The 26,129-nt window shown below is 43.0% G+C and carries 19 protein-coding genes and 1 pseudogene; 7 read left to right on the top strand and 13 right to left on the bottom strand.

Translation table 11 applies throughout. The features are described 5' to 3' along the window. The first annotated feature begins 10 nt into the window (after positions 1 to 10). The 3 genes from HMPREF9447_RS21705 to HMPREF9447_RS21695 all read left to right on the top strand — a co-directional run bounded on the left by HMPREF9447_RS21705 (position 11) and on the right by HMPREF9447_RS21695 (position 2,877). The gene (locus tag HMPREF9447_RS21705) at positions 11 to 244 is read left to right on the top strand and encodes a helix-turn-helix domain-containing protein (protein WP_009131936.1); all 234 of its coding nucleotides are present in this window, start codon (positions 11 to 13) and stop codon (positions 242 to 244) included. Further along, positions 207 to 1,802 (top strand): zinc-ribbon domain-containing protein, encoded by a 1,596-nt coding sequence (locus HMPREF9447_RS21700; protein WP_009131935.1) that lies wholly within the window; start codon positions 207 to 209, stop codon positions 1,800 to 1,802. Before HMPREF9447_RS21705 ends, HMPREF9447_RS21700 begins: the two co-directional genes overlap by 38 nt. Before the next feature lie 94 nt (positions 1,803 to 1,896). Then, positions 1,897 to 2,877: an IS30 family transposase gene (locus HMPREF9447_RS21695; RefSeq protein ID WP_009128829.1), complete on the top strand. Its 981-nt coding sequence runs from the start codon at positions 1,897 to 1,899 to the stop codon at positions 2,875 to 2,877. A gap of 335 nt (positions 2,878 to 3,212) precedes the next feature. On the opposite strand, the gene HMPREF9447_RS21690 is transcribed toward HMPREF9447_RS21695, so the two are convergent. From HMPREF9447_RS21690 to HMPREF9447_RS21650, 9 genes are all read right to left on the bottom strand, one after another. Continuing rightward, on the bottom strand, positions 3,213 to 5,147 hold the full coding sequence (locus HMPREF9447_RS21690) for a fimbrial protein (protein WP_009131934.1): 1,935 nt from the start codon (positions 5,145 to 5,147) through the stop codon (positions 3,213 to 3,215). Between the two features lie 60 nt (positions 5,148 to 5,207). Next, complete coding sequence (locus HMPREF9447_RS21685; RefSeq protein WP_009131933.1) at positions 5,208 to 7,409, bottom strand: hypothetical protein; 2,202 nt, start codon at positions 7,407 to 7,409, stop codon at positions 5,208 to 5,210. A gap of 148 nt (positions 7,410 to 7,557) precedes the next feature. Next, a complete protein-coding gene (locus HMPREF9447_RS21680; RefSeq protein WP_009131932.1) occupies positions 7,558 to 8,355 on the bottom strand; it encodes a DUF4469 domain-containing protein in 798 nt (265 codons plus the stop codon). 193 nt (positions 8,356 to 8,548) lie between these two features. Then, positions 8,549 to 11,872: a hypothetical protein gene (locus HMPREF9447_RS27490; protein ID WP_009131931.1), complete on the bottom strand. Its 3,324-nt coding sequence runs from the start codon at positions 11,870 to 11,872 to the stop codon at positions 8,549 to 8,551. Positions 11,873 to 11,941: 69 nt separating this feature from the next. After that, positions 11,942 to 13,540, bottom strand: a complete 1,599-nt coding sequence (locus tag HMPREF9447_RS21670; RefSeq protein WP_009131930.1) for a DUF3868 domain-containing protein — start codon at positions 13,538 to 13,540, stop codon at positions 11,942 to 11,944. 21 nt (positions 13,541 to 13,561) lie between these two features. After that, a complete protein-coding gene (locus tag HMPREF9447_RS21665; RefSeq protein ID WP_009131929.1) occupies positions 13,562 to 14,503 on the bottom strand; it encodes a FimB/Mfa2 family fimbrial subunit in 942 nt (313 codons plus the stop codon). Next, positions 14,500 to 15,057: a DUF3575 domain-containing protein gene (locus HMPREF9447_RS21660; protein WP_009131928.1), complete on the bottom strand. Its 558-nt coding sequence runs from the start codon at positions 15,055 to 15,057 to the stop codon at positions 14,500 to 14,502. The genes HMPREF9447_RS21665 and HMPREF9447_RS21660 overlap by 4 nt, the downstream gene beginning before the upstream one ends. 37 nt (positions 15,058 to 15,094) lie before the next feature. Beyond that, positions 15,095 to 15,511, bottom strand: a complete 417-nt coding sequence (locus HMPREF9447_RS21655) for a hypothetical protein (protein ID WP_009131927.1) — start codon at positions 15,509 to 15,511, stop codon at positions 15,095 to 15,097. Positions 15,512 to 15,951: 440 nt separating this feature from the next. Continuing rightward, positions 15,952 to 17,010: a tyrosine-type recombinase/integrase gene (locus HMPREF9447_RS21650; RefSeq protein WP_009131926.1), complete on the bottom strand. Its 1,059-nt coding sequence runs from the start codon at positions 17,008 to 17,010 to the stop codon at positions 15,952 to 15,954. A gap of 186 nt (positions 17,011 to 17,196) precedes the next feature. Between HMPREF9447_RS21650 and HMPREF9447_RS28605 the strand changes: the two genes are divergently transcribed. Further along, positions 17,197 to 18,246: an endonuclease domain-containing protein gene (locus HMPREF9447_RS28605; protein ID WP_208860742.1), complete on the top strand. Its 1,050-nt coding sequence runs from the start codon at positions 17,197 to 17,199 to the stop codon at positions 18,244 to 18,246. Between the two features lie 593 nt (positions 18,247 to 18,839). Here HMPREF9447_RS28605 and HMPREF9447_RS21640 read toward each other — a convergent pair. Next, positions 18,840 to 19,067 (bottom strand): hypothetical protein, encoded by a 228-nt coding sequence (locus HMPREF9447_RS21640; RefSeq protein ID WP_009131923.1) that lies wholly within the window; start codon positions 19,065 to 19,067, stop codon positions 18,840 to 18,842. Between the two features lie 129 nt (positions 19,068 to 19,196). After that, positions 19,197 to 19,265 (bottom strand): annotated as a pseudogene (locus HMPREF9447_RS29460) (helix-turn-helix domain-containing protein); the annotation flags it as partial. A gap of 134 nt (positions 19,266 to 19,399) precedes the next feature. Between HMPREF9447_RS29460 and tnpA the strand changes: the two are divergent. The 3 genes from tnpA to tnpC all read left to right on the top strand — a co-directional run bounded on the left by tnpA (position 19,400) and on the right by tnpC (position 21,765). Further along, the gene (gene tnpA, locus HMPREF9447_RS21635; protein WP_009131922.1) at positions 19,400 to 19,765 is read left to right on the top strand and encodes an IS66 family insertion sequence element accessory protein TnpA; all 366 of its coding nucleotides are present in this window, start codon (positions 19,400 to 19,402) and stop codon (positions 19,763 to 19,765) included. Then, positions 19,710 to 19,997 carry an IS66 family insertion sequence element accessory protein TnpB gene (tnpB, locus tag HMPREF9447_RS29160; protein ID WP_316929691.1) on the top strand — a complete coding sequence of 96 codons (288 nt, stop codon included), beginning with the start codon at positions 19,710 to 19,712 and terminating at the stop codon, positions 19,995 to 19,997. The genes tnpA and tnpB overlap by 56 nt, the downstream gene beginning before the upstream one ends. Positions 19,998 to 20,193: 196 nt before the next feature. Beyond that, positions 20,194 to 21,765 (top strand): IS66 family transposase, encoded by a 1,572-nt coding sequence (gene tnpC / locus HMPREF9447_RS21625; RefSeq protein ID WP_009131920.1) that lies wholly within the window; start codon positions 20,194 to 20,196, stop codon positions 21,763 to 21,765. Positions 21,766 to 21,942: 177 nt separating this feature from the next. Here the strand turns inward: tnpC and HMPREF9447_RS21620 are convergent, their stop codons facing one another. Together HMPREF9447_RS21620 and HMPREF9447_RS27480 are read right to left on the bottom strand one after the other, a co-directional pair. Continuing rightward, positions 21,943 to 24,282, bottom strand: coding sequence for a DUF262 domain-containing protein (locus tag HMPREF9447_RS21620; protein WP_009131919.1), 2,340 nt, complete (start codon positions 24,280 to 24,282; stop codon positions 21,943 to 21,945). A 4-nt stretch (positions 24,283 to 24,286) separates the two neighbouring features. Beyond that, complete coding sequence (locus HMPREF9447_RS27480; RefSeq protein ID WP_009131918.1) at positions 24,287 to 25,549, bottom strand: putative phage abortive infection protein; 1,263 nt, start codon at positions 25,547 to 25,549, stop codon at positions 24,287 to 24,289. Positions 25,550 to 26,129 lie beyond the last annotated feature (580 nt).

Genomic DNA, 26,129 nt, shown 5'->3' with positions numbered 1-26,129 from the left:
TAGTTATTGCATGAGAAATGGAGTAAATGATGATATATTGTCACTTATAAACAAAACGCCCGATTTGTTGATGCTGGGTGTTGCTGAACGGGTAAAGCAGAGGCGACTGGAAAAAGGCTGGACGCAAAATATGCTTGCTACGAAATCAGGAGTTTCTTTGGCTTCTTACAGGCGTTTTGAATCGTCAGGAGAAATGTTTCAGTCGTATGGTAAAGAAAAAAAGTCATATAGACTTCTGTCGTGAATTGAAAGCACAGAACGCTAAAATTACTCTCTTGGGAACATACAAGGGGTATAACTCTAAAATTGCTGTAAGATGTGATAAATGTGGTTGTGAATGGTCTCCGAGTGCAGCAAGTCTATTGCACGGACATGGATGTCCCAAGTGTGCCGGAGTCAAACTGAAATCCCATGCAGAATTTGTGAAGGACTTAAAATCACAAAGAGATGATGTTGTCGTAATTGGCCGGTATGTGAAGGCGCTCGAAAAAACTAAATTCAGATTCTTGAAATGTGGGCATGAATGTGATATTACTCCTGCACATGTTCTTAGTGGTAGGGGATGTCCGGAATGTGGGCGGTCCCATAAAGGAGCGTCTCAGCGCTTGACGATGGAGATGTTTTTGGAGCGTCTCCATAAAATCGATCCGAATATTGTTGTCAGGGAAGGCGGAACGTATATAAACAATCATACCTTTATGCCGCTTCATTGTAATGCCTGTGGGTATGAATACGAAATAACGCCTCATGATGTTCTGAACCAACGTGGCTGTCCGAACTGCCACAGATCCTGTACCTCCTTTCTAGAGCAGTTCATATATCACTCATTTGCTCATATTTTGGGCAAGCCTAAAGTAATATCAAGAGAGAAAACTGCGATAGGGGTTGAATTAGACATATATGTACCTAATTTGAAAGTTGCTGTAGAGCCTGGTTCGTGGCATTGGCATAGGAAGCTGGTTACAAAGGACTGGGAAAAGCATCTCTTGTGTAAAGATAAGGGTATTAAACTTATAACTATATACGACCACTATGATGGTAAGACTGCTCCTTTTGAAAATTGCTTGGTGACACAGTGCGATCTTGCCTCCCGTCGAAATACAGATAAATTGATTGAAATGACAAGAACTATTCTTTCTGAGTTCGGATTAGACTCAAACTTTGATGCAAGTGAGTGGGATGAGATTAAAAGGAATGCTCAAATTGATTCGAGAAGGATGAGTACGGAGGAGTTTAAAGAAGAGCTATCTAATATTAATGATAAAGTTGAAATTATTGGTGATTTTGCAGGAGCCAATACTAGAATTAAAGCACAATGTAAGATTTGTAATTATGAATGGCATGTGCGGCCATCTTCTTTACGTTTAGGTACGGGGTGTCCTAAATGTGCTGGTACTTTAAAAATGACACATAATGAATTTATTGAAAAATTAAGTCTGCTACAGCCTAATATTATTCCTCTGACAGAATATATCAACATTGACGCTCGCGTAACAATCAAATGTAAAGTGTGCGGTTATATATGGGCTACCCAACCGTATCACCTTTTAGCGAAATTGAATAGAACGGGTTGTCCGAAGTGCTCTAATAAGGCACGAAGAAGCCATGATGATTTTGTTGCGGAAATCACACGATTGTTACCTACAATTAAAATTATAGGAACCTATGTGAGCAGACATAAACCAATATTAGTACAATGTAGTGAATGTGGTAAGATTTGGCAGGCATATCCAGGGAACTTATTGCGGGGAAGCAGTTGTAAAAGTTGCAAAATGAAGAATACAATACTTAGATTCAACTAATAAATGCAACAGCATTTAAAATAACCAAGGGATGACATCCCTTGGTTGGCGTAAAAAATCACCTTAATTTTGTGGTTCCTACACTACAAAATTTATGGGACATTTAACGTTAGAACAAAGATACAAAATTGAGGCTTATAAAAGTCTAGGAAAAGGAATTACAGAAATAGCCAATTATGTTGGTCGGGACAAATCTGTGATTTCAAGAGAAATCAAGAGGAACGCCGATGCTAGAAGTGGTTTATATAAAGCCGATTTAGCGCAGCGAAAAACAATGAAAAGGCATCAGAACAAACGTAAACCATGTAAATTTAACGAACATATTGAAGCCAATGTAGTACACTATTTGAAACAGGATTTCAGTCCTGAACAGATAGTCGGAAGAGCTGCCTTGGAAGGTAAAGAAATGGTTTCTCATGAGCGGATATATCAATACATCTGGAAGGATAAACGAGGTGGTGGCAAGCTCTACAAACACCTAAGAACTAAGGGGAAGAAATATCGAAAAAGAGGTTTAGGCAAAGATGACAGAGGATTGATAACCAATCGGGTAGATATAGATAAGCGCCCCAGGATTGTCGAGGATAAGAAACGGGTTGGGGATTTAGAGATAGATCTAGTAATTGGCAAAGATCATAAAGGGGCATTGCTAACTATTAATGATCGCGCCACTGGGTTACTCTTTATGGGTAAGGTAGAGACCAAAGAATCAATCGAAATAGAAGCTAAAACAATTGAACTCTTACAAGATTGGAAACCGTTGTTACACACCATTACCTCAGATAATGGAAAAGAGTTTGCTAATCATCAGCAGATAGCAGAAAAGCTCGATATAGACTACTTTTTCGCTAAGCCCTACCACAGCTGGGAAAGAGGAGCAAATGAAAATTTGAATGGATTGATAAGACAATATTTCCCAAAAAAGTCTAATTTTACAAACATCACTCAGAAGCAAATTGACAGAGTAATAAGTATTTTAAATAACAGACCACGAAAAAGATTTGGATTTAAAACGCCCAATGAAGTTTTCGCTCAAAAATTAAACGAAAACATAGGTGTTGCATTTATAACTTGAATCCACCATACAACAAAGAAGTAAGAAAATAAGATGTATCACTACAGGAGAGATATTCAGTACATTTAGGGAAGCTGCTGAAAAATACAATATAAGCAGCTCGGCAATCTGTTTGTGCTGTGGTAATAATCCTAAGCGTAAGCATGCTGGAGGATTGGAGTGGGAGTATACTATACTTTCCGATACTCCTTGAAACATATGTAAACTTTCCAATGAAAAATCTCTAAAACCAAAGTAGGAAGAAAACCCCTTCGTTCTCTTCCTACCCGATTCTTTATTTTCAAAAGTTTTTTCTTATGTAACAAAGACCTTTTTCATTGTTCCTTGTCCTTTCTTTACGGTGCCGCAGCTTCCGTCACATTCACCGTTACCGTCACCTTCTTAGCCGCATCCGAAAGATTCTGGATTTCAAAGGTTGCCGCTGCATTGGCTGGGAATGGTCCTGTCGGGAATCCCTTTGCATTCTGATCCAGAGTAAAGGTGTAGTCCACGGCTTCAGTCTCATGCCCTATTACTTTGTCTGCTTTCAGCCAAGCGGGCAGGCCGGAAAGCTTGCTGCCACCTTTGGCAGTTACGGTAAGTTTCATGGACGAAATAGTGCCCGCATTCTCCTGTTTCTGCATACTGAGCACTCCGGTTGTCACATCCGGCGATTCACTTCCTGCCACATAGGAATTAACCCCAGCCGGTTCCGACGGCGTACCTGTCGCCGCTACAACCGTAGGCACTCCTACTGCGGCTTTCACTACAATCTGGCTCTCCTCACGTCCTGCCTTGCTGCGCAATACAATGATGGCTTTAGGGAACAGATTGCCTGTATACTCTGTGTTTTTTGACACCTTGCAAGTATAAGCGGTCGATCCGGCACGCGTCACCACATCCTTCGTGATTTCCGTCTTCAACCACTCGGCACTTCCGCCCGGAGAACTTGTATAGACAATGCTGCATTCCGCTTCCGAATTACTGGTGAAAGGGATACTGAAATAACTTGTTTCATCCGGTGAGACGGTAGCCGTATTGTTATTCTCAATAGCGGTTGCTCCTGCCGGTTCTGCCGCCAGTGTCCCGATAACCAGTTCGTTTTCCGGCTGATACTCGAAATCCCCTCCGTCCGTCCAGTCCGAGACGGTGATGTTCACATCCAGTTTGAACGGGTCGGCATCCGTGATACGGACTGTGTACCGGTGATTGGGCTTCACCTCGATGTAACCGCCTGTACCCGCTACCGACTGTTCAAAATCCACCATATAACTCACGTCCTGCGGCACGTCCGTCATGTTCAGCGCATACTTGCCCTTGATAATCAGATACCCCTTGTCCGCAATCGGGCTGGGATAACTGTAGAAAGCACCTGTCTGCGTGCCTTTATTGGCATCGGCGCCGTCAAAGTCACGGTCGGGATAGGTGATGAGCGTCTTAGTAGGGTCTGCATCCTCCACAGGAACCACCGGGAAGAAAGTAACGCCTTTGCGACCGTGTCCCATCGATACACCGGTGATGGTGAGATGCGACAATTTCTCATCATTGATAATATCGAAACGGGAGACGATACGCGACAGCGTCATGTTGATGCGTGTGCGTGAACCCATACTGATGTCCCGCAAGTCGAGCGCGGGGCTGTAAGAACCTACCATAGGCAGGGGTGTTAGCAATACATCTGCGGCTTCGGCAGGGTCCAGCAACGGGGTGGTGAAGGTGAGGAAGTCCGTCTCGGTCGGTATACCCGCCTTCGTCACGACGTTGTAATCCGCACCCGGGGAACTCTGTTCCAGCGGGGTGAAGACGGTGTATTCCGCTCCGGCTTTCAGCAGTTTCGGCTGGTTGGCAATGCAGTAGAACTTGGTGAACAGGCCTTTCTTGGGGCGAAGGGTGGCTAGTGCCACGTTGTTGCCTTCCACTGTCAGTACGATTTTGGTCGCATTGGGGATGGTGGAACCATCCGAACGGTAGCAGAACCGTTCCTGATAGGTGTACGGGCCTTCCTCCTTGTCCGAGGAGAATACATAGATGTCCAGTGAGGTGATTTCATTCTCTTCGGTGGTGGCGATGGGGGCATCGGCACGGGTGGCGACACGGGTATCGGTGCCCGCTGTCTTTATGTTCAGCTTGTTCTGGAAGCCGAGGATGACTTCGCGGCGTGTGGGGTCACCGGCCAGCGGGTCATCGCCGGGAGTGGTTGCCGGCAGCACTTCCGCTTCGTTGCAACCCGCCAGTGAGAGGGCAAGCAAGCCTATCACCCATGCGGAAAACTGTTTTCTGTTTTTAATCATGATCTTATTGTTATTAATCGGTTATTTACTGATATTTAGCAAGTTATTCATATTGCTGAATTAAGGAGCGACGGGTGCGGCCGGACTTACCAGCACTGTCACGTCTTCCATGCCCGAGATATTGTTTTTCAGCACAATCGGTGCGGCGGTGAAGTCGGTGACGGCATCTTTCACGGTCAGGGTGAATACCTGGCTGCCGGTGGCATCTGTCGGGGAAGTTCTTGTAAAGGCAGTGGTTTCTGCAACGGTGAACCAGGAGGACAAGGTACTGGCCGTCACGCCTTGCGGAGAAGTTACTTCCACCTCAACGGTGGCTGCGGCGGTGCGGGGCACATCGGTAATCTTATTGTCGGCATAAGCAGCTCCGCCCGGAGTTCCCGTCAGCTCAATCTTTGCAATGGCAGGGTCAAGCAGTTCCACCGTCAGTTCCTGTTTCTTGGTATCATTACCCAGACTGATAATCTCGAACTTGCTGTCCGCATCGCTGGTTGCCGTCACATCCTTCAGCGTGAGCGTGTAATACTCCTCTACCGGAGTGGCAACGGATACATCCGTGGCGGGAGTGCCCGATGTGCTTGGTGTAGGTCCTGTGGCAGCTTTCGATACTTCCAGCCAGGGAAGCGTGTTGGACAATACCAGCTTCGTGCCGAAGGGACAGCTTGCCCCGAGTGTGATGCTGCTCTTACCCGTTTTGTACATCGTGAGCTTGTTGTTTGCCTTATCATACAGGTTGAAGTTCCCCGTAGCCGCATCCGGTGTGGCAAAGTCCAATGCCGGGGCTGTGGCGGGCGGCACGATGGTCAGCTTGGTATATACCGATTCATCCTGCGAAGCCGATTCATTGGCAAGTGTCAGCGTGACGGGGACATAGGGGGTGCCATCAGTCAGTGTGTAATTGAAGGTCATGGTGGTGGTAGTCACTCCATCCACCACTTCCGACTTATAATCGGCAACCTTATGCGTCAACCAACTGATGTCCCATCCGGTTGTGGTGCTGAACCTTGGTTGCACCTTGCCGCTGGCTGTGGCGGTCAGTGTGATGGTTTTCTCCGTATTGTCGGCGGTCACGCTGATTTCCTTGGTGGTGACGGGCGTGTCGGTTCCTTCCACATTCAGAACAGTCACTGCGGGGGCGGCATTATCGGGTTTGATGATGACTCCGCCGCCACTGGTCCAGTCCACGATTTCGAAGAAAGCGGTGATGGTGGCTTCCATTACTTCCTTGATGTGAAGGGTGTAGCGGGTATTGGCTACTACATCCATGAACTTAGGATCACCGCCTCCATCAGGCACCCGTTGTATGTCAAGATGGTACTCCACCGGAACGGGGTCTTTCTGCATCGGGTTCTGGTATTTGCCCTTGATGATGAGGAACGCTTTGTCCGTATCCTTGAGCGGATAAGTATAGAGGGCGCTTTCCGTCACTCCCTGGTTGGCTTTGGGCAGCATCAGGTAGCTGCCTTCGGCGGTGGGGTACTGGATGAGGCTGGTGGCGCGATCGGGGACGCTAAGGTCGGCCAGCGTGCCCGGCATCACAGTAGATTGGTTTCGTCCATTGCCCAGAGAGACGCTTTCGATAATCAGTCCCGTCTTGGCTGATTCGTTGTCGATGTCGAAGCGGCTCACGCGGCGTTTCAGTTCGATGTTCACTGTGGCGATGTTGCCCAGTATCTTTGTTGTACCGCTTCCGGTCATCACCAACGGGGTGCCCAGTGCGGTGCCTGTCGGGAGTAGTTTGGCGGTGAAGTACTTTTCGAAATCCACGGCTTTCGTGCCCGGATTCTCGATGGCTCCGGTGGCGGCGTTGGTAGTCACCGCTGTCAGGGGAGCGATTGCTGTTCCGTCAGATTGGTAGAGTGTGGTGCTGTTTGCCACGCAATACAGTTTCAGGTTGGGGATGCCTTTCAGTTCCGTAGGGAAGATGGATGCTTTCCGGTCGGTTCCTGCACCGCTCAGTTTGAAGGTTTTGGCTGCGGTGTTGTCATCCGCGGCGGCCGTCCACTTTTCCAGATACTGGTAGTCTCCGCCGTCGGCGGTAGCGGCAAACACATAGATATCCAGATTATCAATCTGGTTTTCACTCTCGGAAGCGATGGCGCGGGTGTATTCCTGCGACTCTCCTCCGCCACTAAATACGAGACGGATCTCTTTACCTTGCGCTCCGCCTGTGGGAGTGTCGTCAATGCCCAACTCGTTCTGGCTGCATCCTGCAAGCAGGGCCAGTAGTGCGGGCATCCAAAGCATGTTACTTTTTTTCATCATTTGTCTATACTTTTATTTGAAAGTTAATAATCTTATTTTTAAGGGTATTCGGCAGGCCGCACTATTGCGGGTGTCACAACAGACCGTAAACGTCGGTCGCAACAGACCGTAAGTGTCAGTTGCAACAGGCCGATTACCATTGTCTATCCTATCCTAACGGGTCCTCTTCCAAGCCACCCTCTCCGCTACCGCTGCCACTGCCTCCCCCAGAGGGTGCCGTGCCGATATAGATGGTTTTCATTACACTGCGCGGGGTTTTCAGCAGCGTCTTGCTGTTGCCGCTGAACTGTGTGGTTACTTGCAGTTCATACGTTCCGTCGGCCAGATCGGCGGGGATGATGAATGTCAGTTTCGAGGGATCGTTGGTCACCCAGAGGTCTTCGGTAACTTTGGTTTCCGTACCCTTACTGCTCGTCAGGAGGATACCTACCGACGGGGCTGTTCCCACCACTTTCAGCTTGCTGCCAGTGAGGGTGAAAGCACGTCCGGCGGTGGCTGAGGCATCCAGTGCGCGGGTGGAAGTGTCCTGCACACTGCCGATGTACATGGCGCTGCCTTTCTCGCCGATGATGCCCACCGTGGTTTGCTTGATGGCTTCCCGCAGGTCGGCGCCTACGTTGAAGTTCACCACGATGGAATTCTTTGCCGGGTTCCAGGTGGAGTTCTCTATGATGCCCCGGAAGCTGACAGAAGCGTAATATAGCCCTGTGTTCACACTCACTCCGGTCATCAGCAACCGCTTGATGACACGCTTCTGCAGGTCGAAGACGTGACGGATGGTTTCCTCACGCAGACCGGAGTCTTCGGCTTTCAGTTCGGCAATGATGCGGTTTTCATCGGCGTTACCGATGGAGACGGGGACGAGGATTACATCCTCCTTGTTGTCCACGGTCACGGTGTTGTCCGCCAACTGGCCGTTGATTTGATACTTGATTTCGTTTGCCATAATCTCTATGTTTTTATAATTAGTAATGTCGGTAAAACCGTAGTTCTGCCGGGTTAATAAATTGGGTAATTAGGGCATGAGGGAATGAATTTCTTGGAGAAAAGCGGGGAGGGTATTTCACAAAAAAAATCATTCCAACATGTCAAAGTACGAATTGCAAATCCGCCGGGACGAACGAACGGGACAAAGCCATTTAATAATGGATAGCAACCGCGTAATAGTCACCTTCCGCGTATATATCCATTAATACCCACTTATATGTGGCGGTGTTGTTTCCCGTATTTATGTTACTGATTTCTATACCGCATCTCAGTATTTTTGAATTATCTGAAGTATATGAATAATCTGAAGTATAACATTTACCTTTACTGAAAGCACTGGAAAAATAGGACATATAGGTTTTGGTTGTTGACCTATTCTCTGACCAGTCGCCAATCCCAAAGAGTCCTTGTATATTTGGCCAACCAGGCATTGACCAACCATTTCCCATTTTAGCAATCTCTTCAACGGCAGATTCATAGTATATATATGTTGCTGCTCTTGCGCAATACACTCCATTTATCTTGGTTGCCCACACTCCGTATCCAATAGGCAATCTATTATAGAACGCTATGGTTAGATTTTGAAAATAAGCGGATGCTTTTGATTCGAAAGTGTAACTACCTATTGATACGTTTCCAGCATTTCCGCCGCTCATGTTAATTCTTCCGGAAGTAGCCAGTTGAAATGTATCCCACGGCTCGGAGATGCTCCAAGCATGTGTATTGGTTATCGTAAAATTACCACTGAAATAAGAAGGTGTCTTCAATCCACCCGGAGAATTGATGGAGAAAGAAAGTGAAGTCTTTCCATACAAGTCACTAATGTCATTCCTTACATAAAAATTGGCAGATGCATCGCCGGATACATTATATTCTATACAATTTGAAGGACTATTGTTGCGCATAGTGGGGCGTGAAGACACATATTCTATGGTATGGGTAATTTTCTTGTTTGCGTCTCTAAGATTCCGGATGTCGAAGTTGAATGTTCCGTTAGCACTGTAAGTGTTTGCCCTGATTCCTACCCGGTAAATTTTAGTGGAGTTGCTTTCAGTACTTGCCAAACTGTATATGAAGTTGCTGTTAGCACTGTAAAAGTCATTCCCTCCCAGCGAATACACCTTTATCTGATACGTGGAAGTAGCCCCACTCTTTACTTGTTTGGCAGTCATTCTGGTCCCACTGTAAGTATTGGCTGTTGGTAATGGATTGCCAACGAGTGTAACTGTAGGTGTTTGGAATACCTGTGCTATATTCACCGTCATACCTATGCCTCCAGCATTAGTAAACACGATTTGCGTATCATCGAAATTCGCTGCATTCTCTATCAGTTTGAAGGTAAAACTTGTGGTTTTACTCTCTGGGGTACTACGTGTGGTCGGCGGTGTGATGTTTTCCAACCATGCCGGACATTTACTGACGGTGGCTTTGTCATAACTATCCATCGTGATGGTGAATTGCCTGTCCTTGATGATAGGCATGGTAAGCGTGGCAGTAGTAGCCGTTATATCCGAAAGGCTGATACCTGTCCCTGCATTTGTTAACTGTAAGTTACTGATTCGGTTGGGCAGCAATTTCACTTTGACATTCCCGATTTTTGTTTCATCCGAGTAGTTTTTCAGAGCGATGGCCAATTCTTTCTCCGTCAGGTCGGTGGCATCCGTACTTGCCCACTTGAAAGTGTATTCCTGTGTGGTGTTTGTACTTGAAGCCGGACTGACGGTGATGCCCGAACCGGCGGGAAGTTCTATCTTGCTGCCACCTATGGATTTGACGGTTATCGCACCTGTAGAGACGTTAGTACCGGTTGCCTGTACCAGATAGAGTGTATTTACTGCCGCATCCCAGTTGTTTATTCCATCCGGGTTCATTGTACCGGCTGTGGTTTCTACGGTAGGTACGCCAAAGGTGGTATCTATCAATATCACTTCTTCATCGCTTCCCGCTTTGTCTATCAGGCGAAGGATGCCGCGGGGATAGCTGTCGCCCATGTAGTCCTCTTTGAAAGATACTTTGTATTTTACTTGCTGTGTGCCGCCTGCACGTGTAACCGTGACGGGTATTTCTTCCAATTCCAGCCATTCGGTTTCCGTAGTTCCGCCGTAATAGCTTAGTTTTGCCTCTACCCCGGCATTGGAACCAGTGGATATATTGAAACCACTGCCTACCTTAAGTGCCAGTGTGACAATATTGGTGTTGACATCATAGGTGGTTTCACCGTCAGGCAACAGTTCGGATACGGTGATGGCATCCAGCCCGTTATCTGGTTCATAATCGTCAATATAATCGCCCGTTTCCCAGTCCACCAGACGGATATTGGCTGTCAGTTCAAAAGGATCAGCCTCTGTGATTTGTACTGTGTAGCGATGGTTATGATTAATTTCAATACGTGTGCCGTTACCGTCACTTACCCGTTCGAAGGGGATGCGATAAGAAACCTCTTTCTTCTCGTCTGTCAGATTCACCGCATACAGTCCTTTCAATATCAGGAATCCGTCATCCATTGCTTTGCATGGGTAGCAATAGAAAGCTTTGGTAGTAGTTCCTGCGTTGGCGTTCAGCCCGTCAAAAGGACGGTAGGGATATGTAATCAACTGTCCGGGTGTGGCGGGAACGTCGCCTATAGCCCGAATGGGAAACAGTGTTACGCCTTGTCGTCCGTTGCCCATACTGATATCGGTAATAGTAAAATGAGACTTTACGGCATCATTCACCACGTCAAATCGCGCCACGGCACGGGTGAGCGAAATATTCAGCCGCACATAACTCCCCATGCTGTATTCTCGCAAGTCAACAGGTTGCCCGTTGGCACCGGACATGGGCAGTGGGGCAAGTAGGATATCGTTATTGAAACCGGTGGGTTCCAATAACGGGGTATTCAGTTTGATAAAGTCATTCTCGGTGGGAATGCCGGGTGTCGTTACTGCATCGCCCGGCGTGCTTGCCTGTTGAGAACTCTGTTGCAACGGTATATAGTCGATGTACTCATGACCTGTCGTATCATTCATTTTCGTTTGGTTGGCTACACAATAAAACTTGGTGAACAGGCCCTTGCGGGGATAGAACACCACATTCACTTTTCCGGCTGCTTCATCTGATTTCAGGTCGAGCGGAGAAGTGCCTGCGGGCAGGTTACCGGCTTCCGCACGGTAGGCAAAGCGTTCCTGAAAAGTGTAAGGCCCTTCTTCTTTATCACTGCCGAAAGCGTAAATATCAAAACTTTCAATACGGTTTTCATCGTCTTCGGCTATGCCGTCACGGGTCATGGTGGTACGGTTTTCCGGTGTACCGCTCACCAGAATCAACTTGTTTTGCAAAGAGATTACCACCGAACGGCGATTGGGGTCATTGGCCTGTGGATTCTCCGGTGTTCCGGGAGTTTCGCCTACTGTTTCCACCTCCGAGGTGCAAGCTGCCGTCAGGCATGGTAGCACCGCCAATGAGAGGCGTAGCAAGAATTTAGCTAATCTTTTCATAACTTGTAGTGTTTTATGTAGTTACTATTTATTTTCATTACTTATCTTTTATATTTTATCCTTCAGACTTCATACTTTATACTTTATCCTTAATTCCTCATTCCTCATTTTCTTCAGGTTCTTCCTCGCCTTTTCCGGCTCTATGCCCAGTGCCTTGCGGAACCATTCTTCCGCTTTCTTCCGGTCACCTTCCAGATAAGCCAGCACACCGAAGTCATTCCATGCACGCGGATCGTCCGCTACCTTATCCAGATATTGCCGGGCACTTATCGGGTCGCCTGCCATGATTACCGCCGAAGCGGCATTGATGTTTGCCAATGCATCGTCCGGGAAGTGATAAGCGGCTATCTCATAAACTTCACGGTATTGCTCCGTGCCGGGGCGGTAGAAAGCGGCTACCCGGTACATCTCCTGCAATGACAGCAGGCGGGGATGTGTGTATATCAGGCTTGCCGCCTCTTCGATATTGAAAGCGCGGGCTTCATAACCCACCGTAACCCGTATGCGCCTTAATTGCGGGAAATAGTCTTTCAAAAGTTCCCTATATATATTTCCTCCATACATATCCATCAACTGTTTTTCGCGTCCTTCGAAAATGCCTGTCCGTGAAATAAGAGTCAATACCTCTTCACCATGTTTCATGGGATGCTGTTTCAGCAATTCCACCAGCCCGTCCCAATCTTCGGGTATGGAAGATACTTTATAAAGGTTGTGTCCCGGCGCATACGTTGCGCACATATATTCCTTGAAACAGCGGGCGCGGTTGGAAGCAAGTATTTCATTGTCTTTGTATGTTCCGTCAGGCGAAGCGTAGCCGCAAATGGAAATATCAGAGATGCTTGCCAGATTCCCTTTGATGAGCGGACGCATCAGGCTGTCCAGTTTCTCTAGTTCAGAATGGTTGTTGTGGAACTCCCGGCGGACATCATACACTCCTGTTGGGTAGTCTATATATAAGGTGGCACTTTCCGAACGGTGTTTTTGTGTTTCCACCTCGGGAGTAAGGTAAGTCACCATAGCCGTACATTCAGCACAGGGCATGCAGTCTGCACGGCCCTTTGTTTCCCGTCGGTCGGTAGCACCCGTTTCCTGCCTTTCCACAACCGCCTGCGGAATCGCTACTTGTCCTTGCGAACCCGCTGCCTGCCCCTGTGAAATCATTATCTGCCCCTGCGGCACCCGGAAAGGGCTTGCCAAATCAAGGTCTGCCATCAGCGGCTCCACTCCGAGAATCTTCATCCGGCAACAGTCCCGTTGCTCACGCATCAGCACCAGCGAGGCATGTTCCATCCACGGACTGTAAGCGACGGACACATGATAGTTGATACTGTCTTTCCGGTTTCGGGCATAAAGCGTGTGGTAAGGAGGAATATAACCGGGTGTGGGTTGGAGCACCTGCTGTCTGTGATCGGCACGGGCACGACGACGCCCGCTCACCACCACTGCCGGAAGTTCCTGCAAGCGTCCCGCACTGCGCAGCACGGGCGTAAAGTGGTAAGCCTCCGCATTCCCTGCTTTTGTATCGTCCAGATTCAACAGCAGTTCTATATGAAGACTGTCCCCTTGCGTAAAGACATGCGAACTGAGTACCGGAGTTCCGCCCGCCCATGCTTCCGCCGCCAGCAGTACCCCAACCAAGCCTCCTAATATTTTCTTTATATGCCTCATTTTTAATTTTCAACTTTCAATTTATCCGAGTCCTCCTCCTTCCGTCCAGTCCGACGCATTCATTTGCGTTACCACAATCGTCCGCCCTATGGTTACCAACAGGTCGAATTCCTGTTCCGTGTTCTCATCCAGACTGACAGGTAGCTTGCGAAAGAATAGTTGCAGGTCTATCTCCTTCATAATCCTTTCATCGCCCCGGTAGATACTTAGCAACGGGTGTGATCCCGATGTTAGGCGGTACGTCACCAATTCCCCCGTCAGTTCGTCATTGTAGTTCATTGCCGCCCGGGTCTGGTGCCACGTCACCGGGCTACCTATGGAAGGGAATGTGAAAGCCCCGTCGCCCATGGCCAGCGGTATGTCGTAACCTGCCGGAAAACCGTATTCGCAAGGCACGCCCCGCATACGGAGCGTATATCCGCCCGTTCCTTCCGCAGGATAGTAACCGTCTTCCCAATGTACGGTTATCCGGAGCACGGCGTGGCAGTGTGTCAGGTATACGATCCTGTTCACTGAAACCCCTGTGGCGGGAACTTCGAATGTGCCATATCCGTAATAGAGCCGTTCGGTATTGGTCCGGTATCCTCCTGCGGGTGTTCTCGTGGCCGAGGTCATTACCAGTTCACGGATTTTTGTCACACCGGGTTGCGGCGGGGGTAGTATGTCACTTTCATATCTTTGGTTTCCCCATGCCACGAGGGTGTAGTGTCCGGGAGGTAATTCTCCCTGCCAGTATTCCAGACTGTCGCCCTGCAATGTCCAAGTATCCACCAGCACCCCGTCCGCATCGAAAAGGAACTGTTGGATATTGTCCACATACATGGCGAGCTGTCCGGCATCGGGTCTTCCGGCATAGCGGTAATTCAGCCGTACATTGTAGGGACACACCTGCGGCTCGTCAAAATCGAACGTGCAGGAGGTGCAGAACCAGAGTATGCAGCAGAGAATTACCATAACTTTCATCGTATGAAATAAATGAGTGACACACCGGCCCGTGTAGGCCCGAAATAATTCCTTTTATAATGTCCCATGCGCTCGCCGCAGCCTGCGCACCGGTATTTGTCATATTCCATGCGGGCGTAGCCGCCACCTATCACGGCCTCCACGGAGAAGCGGTCGCCCAGTACCCAGTGATAACCGTAGGTGATGCCCCCGCCATACAGGTCGCCCCGGTAAATGATGTCTTCCATGCCCGAAAAAAAGGGAATCTGCCCCACATTATAATAAGCGTAATGTCCGTGCACGCCGAAGAAATGCCCCTCGAATTTGCGGCAGGGCCAATAACGCAACTCCGGTTGCACCAGATAAAGGTTCAGTTTCATATCATTACCGAATTTCCATGCATTGTAAGCACCGTTCAGTACCATTGTGAAATGACGGTTGATGCTGATTTCCACTCCTGCATTCGGAGTGGTGGTTCCCCATAACAGCAAGTCGGTGCGCAATGCCACACGTTGGGCAAAGACAGCGGTACTCACCGTACAGAGTAACAGAATCAGCAGATAAAGTCGTTTCATGGGTAATTCGGATTTATATTGGCGTGTCGGATGCGGGTTACGGCATTGTTATGGCATGATTGCCGATCAGGCATTCACTGACGGGAAGTTCGGCTATGGAAATCTCCATCAGATAGATACGTGTCATTTGGTTGATGATACCCAGTTTACGGGCTGTTGTCCCGTAGCAGGAATAAAAATCCTCATCGCTGGGACGGTTGAAGTAGATACCTTCGCCCAATGCTTCAAGAATGGAGAGGAGGTTGATTTTATGATATTCGCAGGCAAGGCGGTAAGATTCGGGCAGGTTGTCCGGTTGGTTCTCCGTCAGCGTAATCATATGTCCTTTTGAGAGAGCCTGCAACAGATAGGCTATTTCGGAAGGGGAATAATTGAAGGAAGTGCTCAACTGATAATCCTTATATTGGATGTCGTGTAGTACTGCCAGGGCGAGTTTGGTTCTGAGTGTTAACATAGCGCTTGCTTTTTATGTAGATTATTGTCTGTTTTGTTAAGGATGTTCCGATTCCCGGTAGGAAACGGAACAAGCGGCGGCGTAAGCATAGGACAGGCGGATAATACTCATCTTCCATTTTAAAAAGGCGGACAATTCTTCGTTTTTCCTCCTTGTATTCTTCAATTTTATAATGAGCTTCCCCCATATTGAGGTATGGGTAAGGGGAGTCGTATCTTCAAATAAAAAAAGTGAAAGCTTTCTAATCTATATAAAGGACTTTCGAGGCAGTATATCATATTATTACAGCAATATCCCATTTCTTGACATGACTTTTCCGGACAAAATCTAACTTTCAGGATAAGAGAGCTGTTTTTGTCGTGTCTGATGTTGTAAACTAACCGATTTTTTACAGAAAATAGGGAAACTTCGATAAGTATTTCCGGTTTTCCTTGTTTATCTCAATTGAAAACAGTTCCTTTACCGCCGGAATCGTTCCGTTTCCTACCGGGAATCGGAACGCCTGTATGAAGCTTATTTTTAGAGCTTTTTCTCTCTTTATCTCGCCCTATTTCTTTCTTCTTCCCTTTCCACTGTTTTTCCGCTGCAGGATTAATCAGCGATGCCATCTGCAAATTCACCACCGCCAGTTGTTCAGTAGAAAACGATCGCAGATAAGTATGCGTAATCTCTTCCGAAGCATGACTCAACCCCGCACTAATCTTAGACACCGGAATATCTTCATTATACGCCAATGTCGCCCAAGTATGGCGGGCCACATAAGAAGTCAGCCTCACCCCCAATCCCAACTGGATAGACAACCGGTACAAATGCTTATTATAAAGCCGCAAAGCACTCTCATACTGTCGTCTCTCTTCCAGAATACTCCCCGGATTCCGAATAATTCTCAGCAGATAAGGTGAATCCGGATTCTCACACCTATACCTCTCAATAATCTCCCACATCCACGGCTCCAGCGTAATACTCAGCACCCTTCCCGTCTTACTCCGGTGATAGCACAGCACATTATCATGAATATCCGTCTTCCGTAAATAAGCCAAGTCAATAAAAGGAATCCCCCTCAGATAATAAGAAAGAATAAACAGATCCCGTGCCATCCCCAACCTTGGTGCATCCTCCAAATCCACCTCCGCCACCGCCCGAAGCTGTTCAATATTCAACGCCCGTTTCCTCGTTTCCTCATACCCCATAAAAATCCCGTTAAAAAGCTGTCGTATATCCTTCAGCTCCTTTTTCCTTTCCGCCTCCCTGCAAATAGCCCGCAACGCCCGAAAGTAACACGCCGAAGTATTCTGTGAACACCCCGAAGCCAACAAATAATGTTCAAAACTCAGAAATACCCCCGCCGTCACTTCCTTAGCCCCCAGCACTTCCATATCCGTAAACCTCTCCAAACTATGCAGCATACTCCAGCACGTATGTTCCGCTGAGAACTTAAACAAGTCCCCCAGCCCCTCCGCATGTGCCACAATAGCCTCCTTTAATGTCTTCATTTTCATCACACTGTTCTTTTAATTAATGATTATTCCCTCCCCAACCCCCACTCTCCATCATTTGTTTTGGAGTGAAAAAGAGGTAAACATCAAAAGTAAGAACAGGAAAGTTGGCTGCTTGTCATGAAACATGCATAATTGCTTGTATCATCAGGGAAACGTAATGAAACTATAAAACAAACACCCGATGATATGGGCAAAACTGAAACAGGAAATTATTATCGGATATCTGATATGGGTATCTTTTTTTGTCCTGATAATCCATATTGTCCACGAGAGTTGGCAAAAGAAAAGCGTCATGGAACAGCAGGAAGCATACTGGTAGGGAGAAAGACAACAAACCAATCAGGCTTTCCTTTTTTTTATATACTTTCGGTTTTTTGCTTAGATTACACGGAAAGATGTTATCTTTGTGACATAAAAAAAGGAAAAATAATTTTTAAAATAACTACTATGGAAATGTTTGTTGAGCATAGTTGCTTAAAATGTGGATATCCTTTATATGATGAAGTATATGATTATTCTATCAGAAATCATGGTTTCCCTTTATGTAGAGTGTGTCAGTGTTGGTTGACAAATAAGACGAAAGCAACTGAGTATGCCAAAAGATTATATTTAGAATTAAAAAAGAGACATGTGCCGGTAGAAATAGAAAAATTCGATGGGCATAAAACAATTGATATTGCAATACCTCGCTTTAGAATTAATATCGAAGTGGATGGAAGTCATCATAATATAGATTCAAAACAAGCTTTAGTCGATTTGCAGCGTACTAAATATTCTTTAGAAAAAGGGTATGAGACGATAAGAATACCAAATTCATTAATAAAAGACTCCTTAAATCAAACAGCCGATTCATTAGTTGTCATATTAAAAAATCGTAAGAAAGAAATGGATGATGAAAGGTTGAAGTCTATAAATATCATGGAGCTTTCTCCCCGGGAAGTACAGTTGTATGATTTACTTGTCGATTTTTTGAAGTGGTTATATATTGTGTTTGAAGTGGATGGGGAGTATACTAAAACAATTCTGGAAAACACAGGAACAGAAGGCATTCTATCAGATACTTATGGTAATTGGGCGAACCATGAATATATGTTGACTGCTTTTAATAAATTAACCGATTATATGCAAGACAATAATATATTTGAATCAGCAACTCCCGGTCTAGCCAGTGATTATGAGGGCTTTTGTGGATGTTCATTAGGTGGATTTTTAGAACGTAATAGGAATTCTCGTTGATTTATTGTTAATTCTTCAAATATTCGGATGGCTGATATTTTTTCATGCATCCGAATATAATCTGTTGGAGAGGTATCAATGGGAATGAATTTAATTTACCCGAATATCCTGAGTGGAGACGGATATGTTGTTAAGGAATTTTTGGCCACCTACTGGCATTGGCCCTGCCTCAAGACTATGGTATCATCCGTATTGAAAGGCACTGTCCACAATTTTGTGTGTAAGCAGTGAACCCCGTATTTTTTCTATAGTCTTCGACCTCTATCTTTGCACGTATTTCTGATTCTTTTAGAAAAACTAGCAAAACATTCAGAGACGATTTAGAGTTTTTGAGAGTTTTCTGCCAGATTATTATCAATCCGATTGATGAAGCAAAGTACGGCAAATGGATGCAGAGAAGTTAGGGGTGTAATATGTCTACTCCCCTAACCAACTCCATGATTTCAACTAGGTTGGTATTGTCGGTCAAATAGAGTGATGAAGGTGGAAAACTATTTAGTCTATTTTGAAATTGGTTGGGGTACTGAATTTTTAGATTCAGCAGTTTCATTTCTGCGGTAATAGTAGCCTGTGCCTTTTGTGAAAATTGCTTTTTAAGCGCATTTTTCCCCTTGCTTGTAAAGAGGTGTTGTTTCGAGTAAAGTTATCTCGATGCGGGTAGCTGTAAGAATCCGATAAGTTGCTGAATAATCATTTTTATTACTTATAGTTCTAACTTGTTCGACAAATTCGCCATAGGCTTCTTGCATTTCATTGTTAGTTACTTCTTGTGAGGTTCCGGTGAATAATCCGAATATCCTCATGTTTAACAATACATTCATAAGCATAATTTTAATGGTAAGTATTATATAGAAAGACCTTATGTCTGATTTTATGCTTTTATATTACCAGTAAACATCACGGGTGTAAATGGGGCCTTTTTCTATCCTCCAACCGCTACGCCTGTGCGTGGCTAAATCCTGATTATTGAGAATCTTCTCATTATCATTTAGTACTGTATCTGTATTGATAAGAGATTTTCCGTTCTAGTGTGAGTAGCTAAAATTTCACTATGATTCGTAACCAATGTTTAGTAGTGTTTTAAACGTAAGCCCCCGATAAAATCCCCGTTGTCTAGTATCTTTTTTCGCTCGATCTTTGCGCAAAAAAGATTATGCGAAAAATGAGCAAAGAAGAATTCTTAGAAATTCTATCCCGTCAGCAACGAAGCGGTTTGACAATAAAAGACTTCTGTGTCAATGAAGCCTATACCGAATCTAGTTTTTATTATTGGAAAGGAAAGTTTGGTCTCTCACGACCTTATCATGGGGAAAGATCCTCTTCCGGAGAGTTCGCTCCTGTCAATCTGACCTCCCCGTCCACATCCAACCCGTCTTATGATAGAGTAGCTATGGGATCCGGGGAGATTCAAATAGAGTTTCCTGGTGGCATAATAGCCCGCTTCAGTGGTATGGCTGAATCCCATGCCGCCATGCAATTACTCACTCAAATTTGCGGTCATCATGTTTTGCCTGAATGATACGATGCGGTATTTCCTTTGCCCGGGTAAGACAGATATGCGCAAAGGCATGAATTCACTATGTGGAGTCATTCATGACAAGATGGGCTACGACGTCCGTTTAGGTGACGTATTCATTTTCATAAACCGCCAGCGGACCACGATGAAACTTCTGCATGCGGAAGATGGCGGTCTTGTCCTGTATATAAAAAGGCTGGAGGAAGGAACCTTCCGCTTGCCCGAATATGATTAGCAAAGCAAATCATACCCCATGGAGTGGCGTGACCTGGTCATGATGGTGGAAGGAATCAATAACGGATCCGCTAAGAGGCTCAAGCGATTGAAGGCGTTACGAAAAAGTGATATATAACAATGAAACTCAATGGACCAGACCTTGTTTAAGTAAGAGTTTTTTCTTATTTTTGTATTGTTCAAAATCCTCATAAATAATGACTCAGACAGAAACATTAGAACTTTTGGTAGCCACACTCCAACAGACTAACGCCAGTCAGTCTGAGTCCATCAGAGAGCTGACCCGGCAGAATGAACAGTTACAAAACAAACTGGATGAACTCCTGGCTCAGGTAGCGTGGTTGAACCGACAACTTTTTGGTCGTAAGAGTGAAAAGTTATCCCGTCTGGACCCAAATCAGCTATCCCTGTTTGAACAGCCGGCTCAATCCTTAGAACCGGAACCTTTGGAAGAAACTGTAGTCGGACAAACTACAACACCTATGGTTACTAAAAAGAAAGAACGGCAGAACCGTAAACTGCTGGAAGGACTTCCGGTTGTGGAAGTTGTCATAGAACCGCAAGACCTGGATCTTACAAAGTATAAACGGATTGGCGAGGAACGTACGCGTACACTTGAGTTTGAACCGGGTAAATTATATGTAAAGGAAATCATACGTCCCAAATATGGACTGAAAGACAATACCGCTTTACCCCAGGAACATCAGGGTGGTATCGTAATAGCCGATCTTCCACTGTTGCCTATTTATAAGGGACTTCCGGGTGCCAGTCTGCTGGCAGAAATTCTCCTGCAAAAGTATGAGTATCACGTTCCATTCTACCGTCAGATACGGGAGTTCCATCACTTAGGTTTGAAAATCCCGGAAAACACGCTTCATGGCTGGTTCAAACCCGCCTGTGAGCTGTTAAAGCCTTTGTACGATGAACTCAAGAAGCAGGTATTGGCAGTCGATTACATCCAGGTGGATGAAACCACATTGCCTGTCATCAACAAGCAAAGCCACAAAGCTGTCAGGGAATACCTGTGGATGGTCAGGGCGATAACTGCCGGATTAGTATTCTTTCATTATGATGACGGTTCCCGTTCACAGGAAACGGCACGGAACTTATTGGAACCATTTAAAGGATATCTTCAAAGTGACGGTTATGCGGCCTACAACGTCTTTGAAGGTAAGGAAGGGGTGTGCCTTGTGGGTTGCCTTGCCCATATCAGGCGTCATTATGAGACCGCCAAAGAGGAAAATAAGTCTCAGGCTGAATACGTTCTGGCCAAAATACAGGAACTCTACCGGATAGAGCAGGCGGCCGACATACAGGGAATATCCCCTGAAATGCGAATGTCAAAAAGGCGGGAACAGGCTCTTCCTATTCTTGACGAGCTGGAACAATGGATGGAAACAACCTATCCGAAAGTGCTTCCTAAAAGCCGGATGGGACAAGCCATCGCCTATGCCTATACCCTCTGGCCACGCATGAGAAATTACCTCAAAGACGGCAGGCTCAAAATTGATAATAATCTGGCTGAAAATGCAATCCGCCCAATAGCTTTATCGAGAAAAAACTTCTTGTTTTGCGGGAATCATGAGGCGGCGGAAAACACAGCTGTCATCTGTTCATTATTGGCATCATGCAAAGCATCGCAAGTTAACCCCAGAGAATGGCTTACCGATATAATTGCCTGGTTGCCATATTACACAAGGAATAAGGGAAAAGACCTAAAAGAGTTACTACCCAATTACTGGAAACTGAGAAACTCCAAAGAAATCTAACAATACTCTAATGAAAAGAATATTATAAACATAGAATCGCTATAAACTTATTAGATGTATATAGCGATTCTATAATTTATACGGGGACTTTATCGGGAGCTTACCGAAAAACTAGCAAAAGTAAAGAAAAGAATTATTCAAAAAAAGACGGGGTTCACCGAATGCTTACTTTATTTTTTAATTTTCTTTTTTATATTTACTGCGAATTGCTTCCATATTACCAATAAAATCATTTAAGTATTTCTCGTTAACGGATACGCCGTTTACATTTCTTAATATACATAGTAGACTACGAATATCTGATAGTAAGCTTTCTTTGAAATCATTTTCTTCCGCTAATGAAATACTATCTAAAATGAGCCATATAATATAGAAATCTTGATATGATCGCCTAAATGTCAATGCCTGTTTTACATTGAAGAAATTATTTAATAATTCTTTATTTGGAGTTTCTATAAATAAATTGCCAAAATAGTTTATGAGTCGATCGGTTTTTTCGATACACTTCACAAATATAATTTTTTCATTTGCTTCTTTTTCTAACTTTGATAAAAAATCGGTCATTCCACTTTTGTTTTTAAGACGGCATGTAATTCTATCTTGTCTATTGAAAAAACCCAATATCTTTTCATAGGAATTTAATCTGCCATGGTACGAAATATATGATAAAATAGTAATCAATTCTTCATTTTCCATTCTATCAGTTCTATTTTCTTCATTTAGATTACTTTCTTTACTAAAAAACCAAGATGAGTATTTTTTTGTAACATCTTTAGCTTTCTGAACAATGTCTTTATCAATAGTTGAATTCCACATCTCAAAGGAATTTTGCTCAATTGGATAAGGTTTATTATTTAGTCTTATAAATAAATCTGTTGGATCAAATTTCGGATTAATATTCTCTTCTATTATTATAACGTCAATTGTGAAATCTAATATTTTATCTTGTAAATCAATATTTAAGTCTGAATAATTACATCCATTTAATTCTGATAATATCTTTAGGGATTTCAATTTGAAATTGTTATTTCTTGAAATTACTAATTTCCCTTCTTCATTTTTATATTGTTCTCCTAAAAATCCGATAATAGATAATAAGCGTTGTTGTCCATCAATAACTTCTTTAATTCCACTAGTACGTTTAAATACAAATATAGGAGGCAAGTTAATCCCAAGCAATATACTCTCGATAATAGATGAAGCTTTTAATTGATTGATTTTTTCTTGGCGTTGGTAAGTTGGTCTTACCAAATAATTACTTGTTTTAATATCATTCTTTATTTCATCTATTGGTGTTGAAATTGGAGCTGGTTTATTGGTTCTCAAATTGGATAATTGTTCTATAGTGCTAACTGCTGCTTGCTCTGTTTGTTTGATATCTTTGACAGTGTCTTTAAATCCGTTGTTTTTTAAATATATATCAAAATCAAAGTTAGTGATCTTTTTTAGAAAAATAGCGGTATCACTAAATCTATCGATAATACTTTTATAATAATGAGGATTTGAGTTAGAGTATATATCTATATTTTTAGAGTAATAGTTGGGAGCTTTTGCTATTAGATCATCTAAATTTAATTCAATAGATTCATTGTCTAATATTCTTATTCCCCACAATAGGCATTCATATATATATTTATTCTTCAGTCTTTCATCTTTTTGAGATAATTTATCGTAAATATAAATCACCTTATCTATTTGTGATTTGTACAGTTTAAATTCTCTATCATAATCTTCAATATTTTGTGTTGTAAAATCATATAATAAATCTAAAGTTTCTGTTCTATCACTTCCTGCGGCATACTTTGATATAGGAAAAAAACTAAGTGTATAGCACCGTCTAATATAATTCACTATATTAACAACTAATTCAGCTGAATTTGAAACACTCCCAAAAAAACATTCTTCCATTTTACATAAAAAATTATTGTTTTTTTTGAGATACTTCGTGAATAATATAGATAATTTGTCATCATTATATTTGGCATTATCTACTTCGGTTGAAGTCAAAGGCGTTATACCTGTATTATACCTCCTAAAAATTTCTTTTTTTATTTTATCTTCAATTTCTGGATCTAGATTGGGTTCATTTATAACTTCAAATTCAAATATTCTAATATTAGAATTCCAGAATATATCTTGAATTTCGGGTGCCATTTTATTGAATGAAGTGCGTGCTAAAGCAGGCAAAGTCATTAAGCCTTTACCACTTAATATTAAGTCATTTTCCTTAAATCTTTTAAGAGTTTCAAATCGCTGTCTTCCATCTATAACTTCCATTTTCATTCCACTTTTAAAGAAGATTAGTGGAGGTATTTCAGTTCCTAAAATAACACTTTCAATAAAAAATGTTTGTTTAATATTATCCCAAACATAATTCCTTTGATAATATGGTGTGTAATTGATTCGGCGTAGATTTCTTTCACTCAGAAGAGTTTTTATTGATATTGTTCTTGCATCAATCTTTAAACTGCTTTTAAAAATTTTGATAAACTTATCTTCTTTTACTGTAGTACCCATATTGCTAAAATTTGTCAGAATTAATTATTATTGATTGCTCGCTTGCTATTTTATACGCAAATATTGTTCTATCATCCTCATTGATGATGGATTTTATCAGTTCATCTCCACTTGGAATAGAAAATCTGTCATAAAATAATCTATCATATAAAAAATGACAAATAAATGAGTTGAACTCTTTTATGCTAAATGGAATTTTATTTGTTTTATTATTGTCAAATATTATTTTTATTTCGATTGTGTCGTCGATATAAACCCCCACAATACAATCATAAATATTGCATACCTCTTCAACTATAAGTTTATCTGTATATTCAATATCGTATCCATGATTAATATTTTCTGTTAGTAATTTGTTGAGCCATGATGTAAAGAAAACAGCTTTAATTTTTTCGTCTTCGCTCTTAAAAGAATATTTAAATTCAAATTCAATCTTTGATAAAGTCTGTAAATGCTTCAATATGTTATATTTAAGAATTAAAGAACGTGTCTTTTCCCCATATGACGTATGGTAGTTATAATATAATATCAACAATTCATAATCAGTCAATTGAGATCTTATGATTTTTCCATAAGAAACTTTTTCTTCTGTTACAAAAGTTGAAGTATCTACAATCTTTAATAGTCTATATATTGTCTTAAAATAATGAGATAACAAACCTCGTTTTTTTTGAAAAATACAATTGTATTTTTCAATCATATACATATGACTATCTGAGAAGGATTTATTTTGAATTGACAAGTCATCAACTAATAAGTCGTAGATATCTTTAAAAAAATCTTTTTGCTCAGAACCGGAATTCAAATTGTTTTTAATTGTTATGTAGACATTTAAGTATGAATAAAAATTAGATTCAAATTGTTGTATTTTCATTGTTCTATTTTGCTGTTCATAAATTTGTCTAGTAATCTCCAATTCTTTCCTTTGTTCTTGAAATTCTACTATTTGCTGATTTAAAGCTTTCACTTGAAGATTTAAAGCATCTTGATTAGTTTTGAAATCTTTTCTTTGATCAACTAATGCTGCATAATATAAGATAACCCCAGCAAGTGCAAATAAAGTTCCGACAACTCCTCCTATAAAATCTCCAAATTGTCCTATTTTACTTTCATCTAATACTGATGATTTCGCCCAGCTTCCATGAATCAGAAAAAGATATAATCCTAGTATGATTAATAGAATTCCAATTAAGGAAATCAATAATCCAACCTTTTCATTAAGGATATTTTGCCATATATTGCGTTTGGAGGTGTCTTTTGCTTCCATTAAAATATTAATGCTAATTATTAATTTAGTTCCAAAGGTATAGAATTTTATGCAAAATTCAGTAATAATCAGTGAATGTTTTTGTGGATAGAGGATAGACGTTGCATTAAAATAGATGGAATGATGTGTGTATTAGCTTCAATATATTGATTGTTAGTATAGTACATGAATATATAACCTTTTCACATTGTTATTAAATATACTAGTCTGAATACTGAAATTACAATCTACGTTTTTTTTCTTCTTTTTAGGTATTTGTTCCTGTAACTTAGTAGAGGAATCGGAATCCAATGAAAAAAGAGAAATGAATGAATTAGTTGTTTGGTTGTTTTCTTGATTAATAACTCTCCTGTTTTCAATAGTATACTCCTTTTTTATTTCAATATTTCTTTCACTGGAAATAATGGATTGTTAATTTAAATTAAGTTTGTCGGATGTAGAACCGTTCTTCATAGTGTTTTGATAATCGAATGATTCAGTTTGCTGACGTTTGTAATCGGACCCCAATAAAGTCCACCTATTTCACCTGCTTTTCTTGCTGTAATCTGCCTAAAATGGTGGACTGAGGGAAAAAAATAAA

The organism is Bacteroides oleiciplenus YIT 12058 (assembly GCF_000315485.1).
Classification (GTDB): Bacteria; Bacteroidota; Bacteroidia; order Bacteroidales; family Bacteroidaceae; genus Bacteroides; species Bacteroides oleiciplenus.
Note: the sequence above shows the minus strand (reverse complement) of the source record. Positions and strands in the feature narration are given on the sequence as shown.

Coding starts and splice junctions, on each gene's coding strand:
- HMPREF9447_RS27480 (WP_009131918.1), bottom strand. CDS start 25,549: ATGGAAGCAAAAGACACCTCCAAACGCAATATATGGCAAAATATCCTT.
- HMPREF9447_RS21620 (WP_009131919.1), bottom strand. CDS start 24,282: ATGGGTACTACAGTAAAAGAAGATAAGTTTATCAAAATTTTTAAAAGC.
- HMPREF9447_RS28605 (WP_208860742.1), top strand. CDS start 17,197: ATGGGCAAAACTGAAACAGGAAATTATTATCGGATATCTGATATGGGT.
- HMPREF9447_RS21670 (WP_009131930.1), bottom strand. CDS start 13,540: ATGAGGCATATAAAGAAAATATTAGGAGGCTTGGTTGGGGTACTGCTG.
- tnpC (WP_009131920.1), top strand. CDS start 20,194: ATGACTCAGACAGAAACATTAGAACTTTTGGTAGCCACACTCCAACAG.
- HMPREF9447_RS21695 (WP_009128829.1), top strand. CDS start 1,897: ATGGGACATTTAACGTTAGAACAAAGATACAAAATTGAGGCTTATAAA.
- HMPREF9447_RS27490 (WP_009131931.1), bottom strand. CDS start 11,872: ATGAAAAGATTAGCTAAATTCTTGCTACGCCTCTCATTGGCGGTGCTA.
- HMPREF9447_RS21690 (WP_009131934.1), bottom strand. CDS start 5,147: ATGATTAAAAACAGAAAACAGTTTTCCGCATGGGTGATAGGCTTGCTT.
- HMPREF9447_RS21665 (WP_009131929.1), bottom strand. CDS start 14,503: ATGAAAGTTATGGTAATTCTCTGCTGCATACTCTGGTTCTGCACCTCC.
- HMPREF9447_RS21660 (WP_009131928.1), bottom strand. CDS start 15,057: ATGAAACGACTTTATCTGCTGATTCTGTTACTCTGTACGGTGAGTACC.
- tnpA (WP_009131922.1), top strand. CDS start 19,400: ATGCGAAAAATGAGCAAAGAAGAATTCTTAGAAATTCTATCCCGTCAG.
- tnpB (WP_316929691.1), top strand. CDS start 19,710: ATGCCGCCATGCAATTACTCACTCAAATTTGCGGTCATCATGTTTTGC.
- HMPREF9447_RS21705 (WP_009131936.1), top strand. CDS start 11: ATGAGAAATGGAGTAAATGATGATATATTGTCACTTATAAACAAAACG.
- HMPREF9447_RS21680 (WP_009131932.1), bottom strand. CDS start 8,355: ATGGCAAACGAAATCAAGTATCAAATCAACGGCCAGTTGGCGGACAAC.
- HMPREF9447_RS21685 (WP_009131933.1), bottom strand. CDS start 7,409: ATGATGAAAAAAAGTAACATGCTTTGGATGCCCGCACTACTGGCCCTG.
- HMPREF9447_RS21700 (WP_009131935.1), top strand. CDS start 207: ATGGTAAAGAAAAAAAGTCATATAGACTTCTGTCGTGAATTGAAAGCA.
- HMPREF9447_RS21655 (WP_009131927.1), bottom strand. CDS start 15,511: ATGTTAACACTCAGAACCAAACTCGCCCTGGCAGTACTACACGACATC.
- HMPREF9447_RS21640 (WP_009131923.1), bottom strand. CDS start 19,067: ATGAATGTATTGTTAAACATGAGGATATTCGGATTATTCACCGGAACC.
- HMPREF9447_RS21650 (WP_009131926.1), bottom strand. CDS start 17,010: ATGAAAATGAAGACATTAAAGGAGGCTATTGTGGCACATGCGGAGGGG.